Annotated in this window: 12 protein-coding genes; 1 reads left to right on the top strand and 11 read right to left on the bottom strand. The window is 60.7% G+C overall.

Annotated features, from left to right (window positions below):
- Positions 1-102 precede the first annotated feature (102 nt).
- The 9 genes from hutG to hutU all read right to left on the bottom strand — a co-directional run bounded on the left by hutG (position 103) and on the right by hutU (position 11,583).
- Positions 103-906: an N-formylglutamate deformylase gene (gene hutG / locus CKW29_RS07555; protein ID WP_095148233.1), complete on the bottom strand. Its 804-nt coding sequence runs from the start codon at positions 904-906 to the stop codon at positions 103-105.
- A gap of 10 nt (positions 907-916) precedes the next feature.
- Positions 917-2,122: an imidazolonepropionase gene (gene hutI, locus CKW29_RS07550; protein WP_095144608.1), complete on the bottom strand. Its 1,206-nt coding sequence runs from the start codon at positions 2,120-2,122 to the stop codon at positions 917-919.
- Between the two features lie 17 nt (positions 2,123-2,139).
- Positions 2,140-3,549: an amino acid permease gene (locus CKW29_RS07545; protein WP_095144607.1), complete on the bottom strand. Its 1,410-nt coding sequence runs from the start codon at positions 3,547-3,549 to the stop codon at positions 2,140-2,142.
- A gap of 80 nt (positions 3,550-3,629) precedes the next feature.
- Complete coding sequence (hutH, locus tag CKW29_RS07540) at positions 3,630-5,168, bottom strand: histidine ammonia-lyase (RefSeq protein ID WP_095148232.1); 1,539 nt, start codon at positions 5,166-5,168, stop codon at positions 3,630-3,632.
- Between the two features lie 112 nt (positions 5,169-5,280).
- Entirely contained in the window at positions 5,281-6,804 is a 1,524-nt protein-coding gene (gene hutH / locus CKW29_RS07535) for a histidine ammonia-lyase (RefSeq protein WP_095148231.1), read from the bottom strand.
- A 156-nt stretch (positions 6,805-6,960) separates the two neighbouring features.
- Positions 6,961-7,785: a glycine betaine/L-proline ABC transporter ATP-binding protein gene (locus CKW29_RS07530; protein ID WP_095144604.1), complete on the bottom strand. Its 825-nt coding sequence runs from the start codon at positions 7,783-7,785 to the stop codon at positions 6,961-6,963.
- On the bottom strand, positions 7,782-8,633 hold the full coding sequence (locus CKW29_RS07525; RefSeq protein WP_095077980.1) for a proline/glycine betaine ABC transporter permease: 852 nt from the start codon (positions 8,631-8,633) through the stop codon (positions 7,782-7,784). Before CKW29_RS07525 ends, CKW29_RS07530 begins: the two co-directional genes overlap by 4 nt.
- A 69-nt stretch (positions 8,634-8,702) precedes the next feature.
- Complete coding sequence (locus CKW29_RS07520) at positions 8,703-9,671, bottom strand: ABC transporter substrate-binding protein (RefSeq protein ID WP_095148230.1); 969 nt, start codon at positions 9,669-9,671, stop codon at positions 8,703-8,705.
- A gap of 229 nt (positions 9,672-9,900) precedes the next feature.
- The gene (hutU, locus tag CKW29_RS07515; RefSeq protein ID WP_095077978.1) at positions 9,901-11,583 is read right to left on the bottom strand and encodes a urocanate hydratase; all 1,683 of its coding nucleotides are present in this window, start codon (positions 11,581-11,583) and stop codon (positions 9,901-9,903) included.
- A gap of 587 nt (positions 11,584-12,170) precedes the next feature.
- Between hutU and CKW29_RS07510 the strand changes: the two genes are divergently transcribed.
- Positions 12,171-13,061: an RHS repeat-associated core domain-containing protein gene (locus tag CKW29_RS07510; protein WP_095148229.1), complete on the top strand. Its 891-nt coding sequence runs from the start codon at positions 12,171-12,173 to the stop codon at positions 13,059-13,061.
- 83 nt (positions 13,062-13,144) lie between these two features.
- Here CKW29_RS07510 and CKW29_RS07505 read toward each other — a convergent pair whose 3' ends face one another.
- Both CKW29_RS07505 and hutC read right to left on the bottom strand, forming a co-directional pair.
- The gene (locus CKW29_RS07505; RefSeq protein WP_095148228.1) at positions 13,145-13,714 is read right to left on the bottom strand and encodes a HutD family protein; all 570 of its coding nucleotides are present in this window, start codon (positions 13,712-13,714) and stop codon (positions 13,145-13,147) included.
- 9 nt (positions 13,715-13,723) lie between these two features.
- Positions 13,724-14,392, bottom strand: a complete 669-nt coding sequence (hutC, locus tag CKW29_RS07500) for a histidine utilization repressor (protein WP_256577038.1) — start codon at positions 14,390-14,392, stop codon at positions 13,724-13,726.
- Positions 14,393-14,409 lie beyond the last annotated feature (17 nt).

Raw genomic sequence — 14,409 nt, 5'->3', positions numbered from 1 at the left:
GAGCATGTCCTTGGAGAAATTGAGGGAATGTTTCAGGCTTTCGGCAATCTGAAGTGAACCGATGTGGCGAGGGAGCTTGCTCCCTCGCCACAGGGGGTCACCTCAGCTTGCGTAGTGCCTCTGCCCCCAGGCCAGTAGCCCTTGCAGCAGTTCTTTCAACACCACCTGGGTCGACGCCGCCAGGTCAGGGCGATAGCGGAACGGCTCGAACTCTTCCATATAGGTGCACTGGCCCAACTCCAGTTGCACCGCATGAATGTTTTCTGCCGGGTTTCCGTAATGCCGGGTGATGTGCCCCCCCTTGAAGCGCCCGTTGAGTACATGGCTGTAGTCCGGGTGGCGGGCGCAGATCGCTTCCAGTTTAGTCGCAAGCTGTGGATCGCAACTGGCGCCATTGAAGGTGCCCAGGTTGAAGTCCGGCAGTTTGCCATCGAACAGATGCGGGATGATCGAGCGGATCGAGTGGGCATCGAACAGCAGCGCGTAGCCGAATTCGGCTTTGAGCCGCGCCAACTCCTGCTGCAAGGTGCTGTGGTACGGCGTCCAGATCTGTTCCAGGTAGGTGGCACGTTCCTGCGCGGACGGCTCCAGCCCTTCGCGGAACAACGGCACGCCATCAAACAGCGTTGCCGGGTACAGGCCGGTGGTCGCACCGACGTACAGCGGCTTGTCGTCGGACGGACGATTGAGGTCGATAACGAACCGCGAATACTCCGCCGCCAGGGTGCTGGCGCCCAGTTCAGCGGCGAACGCGTAGAGCGTTGGAATGTGCCAGTCCGTATCCGGCAGGCTGTGTGCCTCAGGGATCAAACCGGCTTCCACCGCAGGCGTCAGGCGCACACCGGCATGGGGCATGCTGATCAGCAGCGGCACCCGGCCTTGTTTGAAGTTCAGAACCTTATCCACAGCTGTTCTCCTATAACTCGACTTCAACGCCGTGACGCACGACGCGTTTTTCCAGGTCGCCGCCCAACCAGTACGACAGGTCGGCCGGACGATCGATCTGCCAGGCGACAAAGTCAGCGACCTTGCCGACTTCCAGCGAACCGTGGGTCTGTTCCATGCCCAAGGCCGTGGCCGCATGAATGGTCGCGCCGGCCAGGGCTTCTTCCGGGGTCATACGGAAACAGGTGCAGGCCATGTTCAGCATCAAGCGCACCGACAACGCCGGCGAAGTACCGGGGTTGAGGTCGCTGGCGATGGCGATCTTCACCTGGTGCTTGCGCAAGGCCTCCATTGGCGGCAACTGGGTTTCACGCAGGAAATAGAAAGCACCCGGCAGTAACACGGCAACGGTACCGGAGGCAGCCATGGCAATGGCATCGTCTTCGGTCATGAACTCCAGATGATCGGCCGACAACGCGTGATAACGCGCCGCCAGGCTGGAACCGTGCAGGGACGACAGTTGCTCGGCGTGCAGTTTCACCGGCAAACCGAGTTTCTGTGCAGCGATGAACACCCGCTCGACCTGGGCCGGCGAAAACGCCAGGTACTCGCAGAACGCATCCACCGCATCCACCAGCCCTTCGGCTGCCAGTGCCGGAAGCATTTCGCTGCAGATATGGTCGATGTAGTCGTCGGCGCGGTCGGCATACTCCGGCGGCAAGGCGTGAGCGGCCAGGCAGGTGCTGCGCACGCTGACAGGCAGTTCGGCGCCAAGACGACGGATCACCCGCAGGATTTTCCGCTCGCTGGCCAAGTCCAGGCCATAACCGGATTTCATCTCGATGCTGGTCACACCGTCACGCAGCAGGCTTTTCAAGCGCTTGGCGGCGCTGGCAAACAGTTCGTCCTCGCTTGCTGCGCGAGTCGCGCGCACGGTGCTGGCAATGCCACCACCGGCGGCTGCGATCTCGGCATAACTGACGCCCTGCAGACGTTGTTCGAACTCGCCGCTGCGGTTACCGCCGAACACCGTATGGGTGTGGCAGTCGATCAGGCCCGGAGTGACCCAGGCCCCCGCGAGGTCATGGACCTCGGGGTAATAATCGGACGGCAGCTCGCTACGTGGACCGATCCACTCAATGTGCGCACCTGACGTCACGATGGCGGCATCCTCGATGATCGAGTAAGTGCCCTGCGCCATGCTTGCAACGTGGCAGTGTTGCCAGAGAGTTTTCATCCGAGGCCTCCGTTAGGTTATCGATGGGACAAAGAAGAGTCGGGGGTGACCTCGACCGCTTGCCCGGCCGCCGGTTTGACCCACAGCTTGTAAGCGATCACCAGCAGCACGATCCACACCGCGCCGACCACCAACGCCGCCTGGGTATCTGGGAAGTAACCCAGTACGCCGAAGACGAACAGCATGAACACAATCGCCGCCGCCGGCGCATAAGGCCAGAACGGAACCGGGAAGTGCAACTGAGCGACTTGCTCGCGAGTCATGGAGCGACGCATGGCCACCTGAGTGATCAGGATCATCAACCAGACCCAGACGGTCGCGAAGGTCGCAATCGAGGCGATCACCAGGAACACGTCTTTCGGGATCAGGTAGTTCAACACCACGCCGCCGAGCAACGCTGCACCCATGACCACCACGGTCATCCAGGGCACGCCCTGTTTCGACAATTGGGCAAAACTTTTTGGTGCATGACCTTGCTGGGCCAGACCGTACATCATGCGGCCGGCGCCAAAGATGTCGCTGTTGATCGCCGAAACCGCCGCCGAGATCACCACGATGTTGAGGATTGTCGCCGCCGAGCTGATGCCCAGGTTGTCGAAGATCTGCACGAACGGGCTGCCCTGGCTGCCAATCTGCGGCCACGGATAGATGGCCATCAGTACAAACAACGTCAGCACGTAGAACAGCAGAATCCGCAGTGGCACCGCATTGATCGCCCTTGGAATCACCCGCTGTGGGTCCTTGGCTTCACCCGCCGTGATGCCGATGATTTCGATGCCACCGAAAGCGAACATCACCACGGCCAACGATGCGATCACGCCACCGATGCCATTAGGCATGAAGCCGCCATGGGCCCAGAGGTTGTCCAGGCCGGTGGCCTGTTCGGTGCTGGCGGAACCGATCCCGAACAGCATGATGCCGAAACCGCCGAGGATCATCGCGACGATGGCAGCGACTTTCAGCAGCGACAGCCAGAACTCCATCTCACCGAAGACTTTGACGTTGCACAGGTTAAGCCCACCAATCAGGAGCACGATGCCCAATACCCAGACCCAGCGTGCGACCTCCGGGAACCAGAAGCCCATATAGATGCCGAACGCAGTGACGTCCGCTAGGCAGACGATGATCATCTCGAAGGCATAGGTCCACCCCAGGATGAAGCCGGCCATCGGCCCCAGGTAGGTGCTGGCGTACTGACCGAAAGAGCCTGCAACCGGGTTGTGCACCGCCATCTCGCCGAGGGCGCGCATGACCATGAACACCGCTGCGCCACCAATCAGGTAGGCCAGCAGCACGGCCGGGCCGGCCATCTGGATGGCCGAGGCAGAACCGTAGAAAAGCCCGGTGCCGATCGCCGACCCCAGTGCCATGAAGCGAATATGTCGGGCGGATAGCCCGCGTTTCAAGCCTTTATCTGGCTGTTGCATTTCTCGTCCCTAATTATTCTTATCGGGGAAATCGTCATGTTGATCGTTCCCACGCTCCTGCGTGGGAACGATCATCGGACTTACAGGCTCGGCAGCAACTTCGCTACGACCAGCTCATTCAGGCAGCGCGATGCCAGCAGCTCGCTCGCGGCATTGATGTCCGGTGCGAAGAAACGGTCTTTCTCGTAGAACGGCACTTTGGCGCGCAAGGTGCTGCGGGCTTTTTCCAGTTTCGACGAGGTTTTCAGGCCGTCGCGCAGGTCCAGGCCCTGGCAGGCAGCCAGCCACTCGACCGCCAGGACACCACGGGTGTTCTCGGCCATTTCCCACAGGCGCTTGCCAGCCGCCGGAGCCATGGACACATGGTCTTCCTGGTTGGCGGAAGTCGGCAGGCTGTCCACCGAATGCGGATGGGACAACGCCTTGTTCTCGCTGGCCAGTGCGGCCGCGGTTACCTGGGCGATCATGAAGCCGGAGTTCACGCCACCGTTGGCCACCAGGAACGGCGGCAGTTGCGACATGTGCTTGTCCATCATCAACGAGATGCGGCGTTCGCTAAGGGAGCCGATTTCAGCGATGGCCAGGGCCATGTTGTCGGCGGCCATGGCAACGGGTTCGGCGTGGAAGTTACCGCCGGAGATCACGTCACCTTCAGCCGCGAACACCAGCGGGTTGTCCGATACGGCGTTGGCTTCGATCGCCAACACTTCAGCGGCCTGGCGGAACTGGGTCAGACAGGCGCCCATGACTTGTGGCTGGCAACGCAGGGAGTACGGGTCCTGAACCTTCTCGCAGTTCTCGTGCGAATCGGACACTTCACTGCGCTCGCCCAGCAGGTCGCGGTAAGCCGCGGCAGCGTCGATCTGGCCTTTCTGGCCACGGGCAGCATGGATCCGCGCATCGAACGGCGAGCGCGAGCCCAGTACCGCTTCAACGGTCAGGCCACCCAGCGCCAGGGCGCCAGCGAACAGGTCTTCACCTTCGAACAGGCCACGCAGGGCGTAAGCGGTCGACACTTGAGTGCCATTGAGCAGGGCCAGGCCTTCTTTGGCGGCCAGGGTCAGCGGGGTCAGGCCCGCGACTTTCAGTGCCTCGGTGGCCGGCAGCCATTCACCTTTGTAACGGGCCTTGCCTTCGCCCAGCAGTACCAGCGACATGTGGGCCAGGGGCGCCAGGTCGCCGGACGCACCGACCGAGCCTTTCAATGGGATGTGCGGGTAGACCTCGGCGTTGATCAGGGCGATCAGCGCGTCGATCACTACCCGGCGAATACCGGAGAAGCCACGGCTCAGGCTGTTGACCTTAAGCACCATGATCAGGCGCACCAGGGCGTCGGAGATCGGCTCGCCGACACCGGCGGCGTGGGACAGCACCAGCGAGCGCTGGAGGTTTTCCAGGTCTTCGCTGGCAATACGGGTCGAGGCCAGCAGGCCGAAACCGGTGTTGATGCCGTAGGCCGTGCGGTTTTCCGCGAGGATCTGTTCCACACAGGCAACGCTGGCTTCGATTTGCTCCGATGCACTGTCGTCCAGCGTAACGCTGACCGGTTGTTGGTACACGGCACGCAGTTGGGCAAGGCTCAGTTGGCCTGGGATAAGGTTCAGCGCAGTCACATTCATTCTCCTTTTGAGAGTTTTCTATTAACTAACCAGACGCTCCGGATAATTCCGTTGTCCGTCGCTTCCCGCTTTTTAAGGGGGTTAGCGCCTTGGCACGCTGGCTGGGTCGATATCAGTTCAGGGTCGGTAAAGCGTTTTGCAGCAATGTCGGGTCTTTCAAAATCGAGGCCGCGCTGGCGATGTCCGGTGCCAGCCAGCGATCCTGGTCGTAGGCCGCAACGCGCTCACGCAACAGGCGCCAGGCGGTGTCGGTACCGGCGCCGAAACGCTGGTCCTTCAGGAATTCGAATGCCTGGGCGGCCAGCAGGTACTCGATGGCGAGGATCTGCGTGCAGTTTTCCAGCACCCCGTGCAGTTTCAGCGCCGCGTTGGTGCCCAGGCTCAGGTGGTCTTCCTGCAGGCCCGAGGTCACGTAGTTATCGAGTACCGCCGGTTGCGCCAACTGGCGGTTTTGCGCACACAGCGAGGCCGCGACGTACTGGACGATCATCATCCCGGAGTTCACCCCGGGATTGGCTACCAGGAACGCCGGCAGGCCACTGACGTGCGGGTTGATCAAGCGATCGAGGCGACGTTCGGCAATCGAGCCGATTTCCGCCATGGCAATCGCCAGCAGGTCGGCCGCCATGGCCACCGACTGACCGTGGGGGTTAGCCTGGGACACCACCCGGAAGTTGTCCGGCGTGCCCAACAGCATCGGGTTGTCGGAAACGCCGTTGAGCTCGGTTTCAATCTGCCGGGTCGCGTGTGCCAGCTGATCGCGGGCAGCACCGTGAACCTGCGGGATCGAACGAATGCTCAGGGCATCTTGAGTACGAATACCCAGGCTGGACGCGATCACTTCGCTGCCATCGAGCAAGGCCCGCAGATTGATCCCCACTTGCTGCATGCCCGGGTGCGGCTTGAGCGCAATGATCTCGGCATCGAACGCTGCGATCTGACCGCGCTGGGCTTCGAAGCTCATGGCGCCGATCACGTCGGCCCATTGCAGCAAATGGGTAGCGTCGGCCAAGGCCAGGCAGCTGAGACCGCTCATGCACGGCGTACCGTTGACCAGGCACAGGCCGTCTTTGGCGCCGAGCACGACCGGTTTCAGGCCTTCTTCGGACAGGGCTTGCTGCGCCGGGACGATCTGCCCGCGGTAGCTGACATTGCCGACACCCAGCAAGGCAACGCCGATGTGGGCCATGTGCGTCAGGTAACCCACCGAGCCTTGGGACGGCACTTGCGGGGTGATGCCCCGGTTGAGCAGTGCCAGCAGCCCTTCGACCACTTGCCGGTGCACGCCGGACTTACCATTGCTGTAGTTGAGGATCGCCGCGCAAATGATCGCCCGGGTCTGCTCGTTCGTCAGTGGCGCGCCAACGCCACAGGCGTGGCTGAGCAAGGTGTTGCGCGATAGCTGGCTCAACTGCTCGCCTTGCAGGGAGACGTTGCACAGCGCGCCTAGACCGGTGTTGACGCCATAGGCGCGTTCGCCGCTGACAACGATGCGCTGGACGATGGCCTGGGCGTTTTCGATCCGCGCCCAGGTGCTGGCCGCCAACTCAAGCGGCGCGCCACCACGGGCGACCGCCACCACATCCTGCCAACGCAACGGGGTATCGGCGATAACGATTTTTTCAGTCTGGGACATTTGAAGCCTCATACAAACTTTGTTGATGCGTTACACCCGTGGCGAGGGAGCTTGCTCCCGCTGGGGTGCGAAGCAGCCCCAAACACTCTGCGACCGCTACGCGGTCGAACGGGAGCAAGCTCCCTCGCCACACAACAGTCTCGCCATCATCGACACTCAAACCACCGCCGCGCGCCGCTGCACGAAACGGTCGACGTACTCGTCAGCCGGCGAATGCAGGATCTCTTTCGGCGTGCCGACCTGGATCAGACGGCCGTCCTTGAGGATCGCGATGCGGTTACCGATGCGCACGGCTTCATCGAGGTCATGGGTGATGAACACGATGGTCTTGTGCAAGGTCTTCTGCAGTTCCAGCAACTGGTCCTGCATTTCGGCGCGGATCAGCGGGTCAAGGGCGCTGAAGGCTTCGTCCATCAGGATGATGTCGGTGTCGGCCGCCAGTGCCCGGGCCAGACCTACGCGCTGACGCATGCCACCGGACAGCTGATGCGGGTATTTGTTTTCGTAGCCTTTGAGGCCCACGGTGTTGATCCAGTGCAGGGCGCGCTCACTGCACACTTGCTTGCTTTCGCCGCGCACTTTCAGGCCGTAGGCGACGTTGTCCAGCACGCTCTTGTGGGGCAGCAGGCCGAAGCTCTGGAACACCATGCTGATCTTGTGCCGGCGAAACTCGCGCAGTGCCTCCATGTCGTATTGCAGGATGTCCACGCCATCCACCAGGATCGCGCCGCTGGTCGGGTCGATCAGGCGGTTGAAGTGGCGCACCAGTGTCGACTTGCCGGAACCCGACAGGCCCATGATCACGAAGATCTCGCCGGTACCAATGCTCAGCGACAGGTCGTTGACCCCGACCACGCAGCCGGTTTCGGCCAGCACCTGGTCTTTGCTCTTGTTCTGGCGAATCATGTCCAGCGCGTCAGCCGAACGATTGCCGAAAATCTTGAAGACGTTTTTGACTTCGATCTTGGCTGCGTTGCTCATTTGCTCACCTCATGCCGTGGCCGGCCGTAGGCCTGGGTAATGCGGTCGATGACCACAGCGAGAATCACGATCGCCAAGCCGGCTTCCAGGCCGCGTCCGACGTTGAGGGTCTGAATGCCGACCAGCACGTCCTCACCCAGGCCACGGGCGCCGATCATCGAGGCGATGACCACCATCGACAGGGCCATCATGGTGGTCTGGTTGATCCCGGCCATGATGCTCGGCAGGGCCAGTGGCAATTGCACACCGAACAGTTGCTGCCAGCGGTTGGCACCAAACGCATTGATCGCTTCCATCACCTCGCCGTCGACCTGGCGGATACCCAGGTCGGTCAGACGAATCAGCGGCGGCGCGGCGTAGATCACCGTGGCGAAAATCGCCGGGACCTTGCCCAGGCCGAACAGCATCAGCACCGGAATCAGGTACACGAAGCTCGGCATGGTTTGCATGATGTCCAGCAGCGGCATCAGCACCGAACGCAGACGGTTGCTGCGCGCCGACAGAATGCCCAGCGGCACGCCGATCAGCACCGAGATGACCGTCGCCACCAGCATCAGCGCGAGCGTCTGCATCAGTTTGTCCCACAGGCCAACCGCGCCGACCAGGAACAGCAGACCGACGATGACGCCCGTGGTCACCACTTTGCGGGTCGCGTGCCAGGCAACGCCCGCCACGATCGCCAGCATCAACCACCAAGGCGCCGCACGCAGCAGGCCTTCGAGGTTGACGATGGCCCAGAGCAGGGTGTCGGAGATATGGCGGAACACATCACCGTAGTTGGTGACCAGCGAATCGACCCAACTGTTAACCCAGTCGGCGATGGAAAAGGTAAAGCTTTCGGGAAACATAAGAGGCTCTCAATCAAGGGGTTGCGATCAAGTGTCCGACTGCCGAATACGGCAGCCGGAAGGCTTGACCTACAAGGCCGCGTCGATTTTCTTGGCGGCGTCTTCACTCACCCATTGGTGCCAGACTTCAGGATGTTCCTTCAGGAAGATCTTGGCCAGTTTTGGCGACTCGATCCGCTCTTTGGTCATGCGCGCCAGGTTCTGGTTCAACAGATCGATGGGCAGGTTGACCTTCTCGAGCACGGTGACCAGTTCCGGTGCCTCGTCGTGGAAGGTCTTGGACAGACCGACCTTGATGTTCACGCTCTTGTCCACGCCCGGCTTCTCTTCCAGCTTCACCACGTCGATCTGGCCCATCAGCGGGGTTGGCGACCAGTAGTAGAACAGGATCGGCTCGCCACGCTTGTAGCTCGACAGTACGGCGGCATCCAGCGCCGGGCCGGTGCCTGGGCGGAAGTTGGTGTAGGTGCTTTCCAGGCCGTAGCTCTTGAGCATTTCGCTGTTGTCCAGCTCACAGGTCCAGCCAGCCGGGCAGTTATAGAAACGGCCCTTGGACGGCTCTTCCTGATCCTTGAACACCGCTGAGTATTTACCCAGGTCGGCAATGTTTTTCAGGTCTGGCGCCTTGGCTTCCAGCTTGCGCTTGGCATCGCCTTCAATCACATAGCGCGGTACGTACCAGCCTTCGACGGCACCCACCACCGGCGCGCCGACACCGACGACCTTGCCGGCTTTCTCGGCCTTGTTCCAGACTTCGCTGCGGCCTACCCACTCCTCGGCGAAGACTTGAATATCGTTGCTGCTCAGGGCGTTCTCCATGGTGATGGAGTTGCCTGGCAGGCTGTCAGTCTTGCAGTCGTAGCCTTTCTCCAGCACCACCTGCATCACGTCGGTCAGCAGCATGGCGCTTTCCCAGTTCAGCCCGGCGAATTTCACCGGCTTGCCGGATTCACACCAACCGGCGGCCTGAGAGGCGCCTGCGCTGGCCAACAGGCCCACGGAAATCAAAGTGCTCAGCAGAGTCTTGTTCATTTTCATTGTATGACGCTCCTAATCAAGAATTGGCTTACGGCAGTCAAGAGGCATCCAGTCCTGTCCACGTCCAATTGAGCCAGACCGCTGTAGCGCGGCGTGCTCCACTCAGCTTTCGTACGGTCACCGCCTTGATCTGCGGGCTATCGCCTGGACGATCGCCAACCTCTGCGGGCACTGCTGCGGGCGCTGGCTTGCCTGACACGCGGACAAGCCAGCCCCTGCAGACCGGGTGTTACTTACCCGTGATCATCGGCAGGTTCAGACCCTGCTCTTTGGCACAGTCGATCGCGATCTGGTAGCCGGCGTCGGCGTGGCGCATAACGCCAGTGGCCGGGTCGTTGTGCAGAACACGAGCAATGCGCTCAGCCGCTTCGTCAGTACCGTCGCAGACAATCACCATGCCCGAGTGCTGGGAGAAGCCCATGCCGACGCCGCCGCCGTGGTGCAGGGAAACCCAGGTCGCGCCGCTGGCGGTGTTGAGCAAGGCGTTGAGCAGTGGCCAGTCGGACACGGCGTCGGAACCGTCCTGCATGGATTCGGTTTCGCGGTTAGGGCTGGCAACCGAACCGGAGTCCAGGTGGTCGCGACCGATCACGATCGGTGCCGACAGCTCGCCGCTACGCACCATTTCGTTGAACGCCAGGCCGAGCTTGGCGCGCAGGCCCAGGCCTACCCAGCAGATACGGGCCGGCAGCCCCTGGAAGCTGATGCGCTCGCGCGCCATGTCCAGCCAGTTGTGCAGGTGGGCGTCGTCCGGGATCAGTTCCTTGACCTTGGCGTCGGTCTTGTAGATGTCCTCGGCATTACCCGACAGCGCCGCCCAGCGGAACGGGCCGATGCCACGGCAGAACAGTGGACGGATGTAGGCCGGAACGAAACCCGGGAAGTCGAATGCGTTCTCGACGCCTTCTTCTTGCGCCATCTGGCGGATGTTGTTGCCGTAGTCGAAGGTCGGAACGCCCATCTTCTGGAAGTCCAGCATGGCCTTGACGTGCACGGCCATCGATTGCTTGGCGGCTTTCACCACAGCGGCCGGTTCGGTCTTGGCGCGAGCGCGGTATTCGTCCCAGGTCCAGCCGGCTGGCAGGTAACCGTTGAGCGGGTCGTGGGCGCTGGTCTGGTCGGTGACCATGTCCGGGCGTACGCCGCGCTTGACCAGTTCTGGAAGGATTTCAGCCGCGTTGCCCAGCAGAGCGATGGAAATCGCTTTGCCTTCCTTGGTGTATTTGGCGATACGCGCCAGAGCGTCGTCGAGGTCGGTGGCTTGCTCATCGACATAGCGGCTGTTCAAACGGAAATCGATGCTGACCTGCTGGCACTCGATGTTCAGCGAGCAAGCGCCGGCCAGCGTCGCGGCCAGAGGTTGAGCACCACCCATACCGCCCAGACCTGCGGTCAGGACCCAACGGCCTTTCAGGTCATCGTTGTAGTGCTGGCGACCGGCTTCGACGAACGTTTCGTAGGTGCCTTGAACGATGCCCTGGCTGCCGATGTAGATCCAGCTGCCGGCGGTCATCTGGCCGTACATGGCCAGGCCCTTGGCATCGAGCTCGTTGAAGTGCTCCCAGCTCGCCCAGTGCGGCACCAGGTTGGAGTTGGCGATCAGTACGCGCGGGGCGTTGCTGTGAGTCTTGAACACGCCGACCGGCTTGCCGGATTGCACCAGCAGGGTCTCGTCGTCGTTCAGGTTGGTCAGGCTTTCGACGATCTTGTCGTAGCATTCCCAGTTACGTGCCGCGCGACCGATACCACCGTAAACCACCAGTTCTTTAGGGTTCTCGGCGACTGCCGGATCGAGGTTGTTCATCAGCATGCGCAGCGGCGCTTCGGTCAGCCAGCTCTTGGCGGTCAGCTTGTTACCGCGAGCAGCGCGGATTTCAACGTCACGAAATTTCGTCGGTTTATTCTCAGTCACGAAAAGAACTCCTCAGCAATCAATCCAAACCAACCCAGGCAGTGGGCGAGCAAGCCAATGGGCAATCAATGCACACCGGCGAATCAGTGGACGATGGTCGAGTCTCCGTGACTCATACGCATACGTCTTTACTTGTACATACAAGCATATGCAATCAAGCGGCCAACTTGTTGGCGAACCGTTCAATAAAGTCCTGAACCTGGCTGAAACGCCCATAGGGCAAGGGCTTGGCGAGTGGCGATTTTTTTCGGAGGCGTTTTGCGAGGAGGTGACGAATGTTACTTGAGCGGGATTTTGCGCCACGCTGGGGCGTTCGGTAACATTTTGAGCGATGCAGGTGCGCGGAAGGGAACGACTTGCGTCGCTAGGCAATGGATCGCACAAAATCAGCAATGCACACCCATCTGAAACACAGTGCCAACAACGGGTTGCTAGAAACCATAGGCACCATTAGCTACCTCCGACCCTCAGCCCACCCGCTCCACACCAGAGCGACTGAAACACTAGCAGTTGTGCTAGTTCACGGCGCTTGCCGATTGCTCTAGCCTGAGACGTCAGTTCAGTGAGTCTTTTGAGAGCCTAAGAACATGCCGACCGCACTCAAACCCAAAGCTGTCATTTGCCGATATTGCTACGACCCACTGGATCGCTTGGTTGAATGCACCCCTTCGACACTGGCAACCATCCAGCGGTTTTATCTGCAGAGCAAGCTTGTCACAGAAATCCAGGGGCAGGAGCAGAGCACGTTTTTTCAGCATAACGACCAGCTATTGGCACAACAACAGCGTCAGTCGGTGGCCGTCAGTACCACTCTGCTGCTCACCGATCAACAGCGCTCGATACTCCACACGCTTGGTACTCAAGAGCGTTTACTGAAGTACACGCCTTATGGTCATCGAGAAATCAGCCCGAGCAGCTTGCTTGAGTTCAATGGCGAACGCCGAGATCCAGTAACCGGGCATTATCTGCTGGGCAATGGTTACCGCGCTTACAATCCGGTGCTGATGCGGTTCAACAGTCCGGACAATCTGAGCCCATTTAAGGAGGGCGGGCGAAACCCATACGCGTATTGCCTGGGAGACCCCGTCAACCATTCCGACCCGACCGGACATTTCATTGCAGCCCTTCTCACAGGACTATCTACAAAAGCGATTGGCATAATGGGAGGAGGAATTTCTGTAGCAGTTGGATTCACGGCTGACACGCTGAACATGTCGCGAAGCTTGGTTTACGCTGCCGCCACATCAGGGGTTACCGCTGCCGCCGCTGTCGGCCTAGCCACAGCTCCGGCCACATTTGTGCTTACGCATCAAGTTGCTCATGTAGCTGCCCGGGCTGCATATACCGCAGCAACCACCTTAGCAGTTACCATGGCAGTCCCCGCCGCCGCCAGAGCTGTCGTACATGTTGGAAGGGCTGTTCAACCCATATTGGCTCGAGCCCCCCGAGCGTTAGCATCCTTGGTAAGAAATCGATAGCGTAACCACTTGCAGAGTCAGTCGCAGCATTAGTACAAGTACTTATGCGTGGCACACATCGCTGCAAAATGTGTGAACTCTGGTCAAACCGCAGCCAGTTCAATCACGCAGCATGGGCCGTTACTGGAGACTTCCAACAGGCCAGTGTTACCGTCGAGCTGCAGGCAATCGTGTCGGCCCAGTTGCGAAACACTGTTACCGACCTTCAGCTCAAGCGCTTGGCTGACACTGAACACCAGCACAGTCCCTGCCTCGCTGAAAAACCGTTGCTCACCGTCCAGCCACTGCAATCGCGCGCTATAACGCTTTGGCGCATAGATCAGGTTGAAGTCACGAATCGCCCCACCCAACAGTGTGCAGGACACCTGGCTCTCGCCACTGAAGGCAAAGGGGTCCAGCGGTAACAGGGGGCGTGCGTCCTGGCCGTCGACGGTCAAGGTCATGCCATCACCTTGCAGCACGGTGATGACCCGCTGATACCCGGCGAAGGTGGAAAAGCCGCCGGACTCGCCAATATCGGCAATCGAGAGGCGCCAGCCAAACCCGTCCAGGCCCGTGCCCGCATCGCGGGTGATTTCTTCGGTGCTACCGCCGCCGTTTTTCCACGGCATGCGCGGATAATCAGCCGCGCGCAATACCTTCAACTGACTCATTTACGCCTCTCACTTATGAAACCGCCCTTCCAGGCGATGACGGGAACCGGGATGGATCAAACGGGCGGCTGTCACCGGCTGACGACCCGACCAGGTGCGGCGACGAATCAGCAGGCACGGCTCGCCCTTTTCGATTTGCAGCAGTTTGCATTCGCTCGACTCGGCCAGGATCGCCTCGACGACGTGCTCGCCCTCCGTCAACGGCGCCACCTGATTCAGGTAGGCGTATGGCGTTTGCACGGTGAAATCCTGCTTGAGGTAGTCCGGCGCCACCAGCGCGTTGACGAAGCGATCCTCGATTTGCACCGGGATGTCGTTTTCGTAGTGCACGATCAGCGAATGGAAGACCTTTTGCCCTTCACGCATGTCCAGCGCCAGAGCGCGCTCGGAACCAGCGGCTTCTTCTTCCAGGGTAATGACCTGGCAGGTGTGGCGATGGCCACGGGAAGCGATTTCGTCGGCAATGTTGTGCACTTCAAACAATGCAGACTGGCTCTTGGGTTCGGCGACAAAGGTGCCGACGCCCTGCATGCGCACCAACAGGCCGTCCGCCGTCATCTCGCGCAGGGCGCGGTTGATGGTCATGCGGCTGAAACCCAGCTGGTTGACCAGCTCGCTTTCCGACGGCACACGGTAGTGCGGCGGCCAGTTCCCACTGTCGATTTGCTGGGTGATCATCTGTTTGACGCGGGCGT

This window comes from Pseudomonas sp. Irchel s3a18 (assembly GCF_900187535.1).
Lineage (GTDB): Bacteria > Pseudomonadota > Gammaproteobacteria > Pseudomonadales > Pseudomonadaceae > Aquipseudomonas.
The sequence above is the reverse complement of the archived record's forward strand: the minus strand, read 5'-3'. Positions and strand labels throughout refer to the sequence as shown.

What these genes read in the sequence shown, in the direction of transcription:
- hutI (WP_095144608.1), bottom strand. Translation starts at nt 2,122, where the DNA reads ATGAAAACTCTCTGGCAACACTGCCACGTTGCAAGCATGGCGCAGGGC.
- CKW29_RS07545 (WP_095144607.1), bottom strand. Translation starts at nt 3,549, where the DNA reads ATGCAACAGCCAGATAAAGGCTTGAAACGCGGGCTATCCGCCCGACAT.
- hutH (WP_095148232.1), bottom strand. Translation starts at nt 5,168, where the DNA reads ATGAATGTGACTGCGCTGAACCTTATCCCAGGCCAACTGAGCCTTGCC.
- hutH (WP_095148231.1), bottom strand. Translation starts at nt 6,804, where the DNA reads ATGTCCCAGACTGAAAAAATCGTTATCGCCGATACCCCGTTGCGTTGG.
- CKW29_RS07530 (WP_095144604.1), bottom strand. Translation starts at nt 7,785, where the DNA reads ATGAGCAACGCAGCCAAGATCGAAGTCAAAAACGTCTTCAAGATTTTC.
- CKW29_RS07525 (WP_095077980.1), bottom strand. Translation starts at nt 8,633, where the DNA reads ATGTTTCCCGAAAGCTTTACCTTTTCCATCGCCGACTGGGTTAACAGT.
- CKW29_RS07520 (WP_095148230.1), bottom strand. Translation starts at nt 9,671, where the DNA reads ATGAAAATGAACAAGACTCTGCTGAGCACTTTGATTTCCGTGGGCCTG.
- CKW29_RS07510 (WP_095148229.1), top strand. Translation starts at nt 12,171, where the DNA reads ATGCCGACCGCACTCAAACCCAAAGCTGTCATTTGCCGATATTGCTAC.
- CKW29_RS07505 (WP_095148228.1), bottom strand. Translation starts at nt 13,714, where the DNA reads ATGAGTCAGTTGAAGGTATTGCGCGCGGCTGATTATCCGCGCATGCCG.
- hutC (WP_256577038.1), bottom strand. Translation starts at nt 14,392, where the DNA reads ATGATCACCCAGCAAATCGACAGTGGGAACTGGCCGCCGCACTACCGT.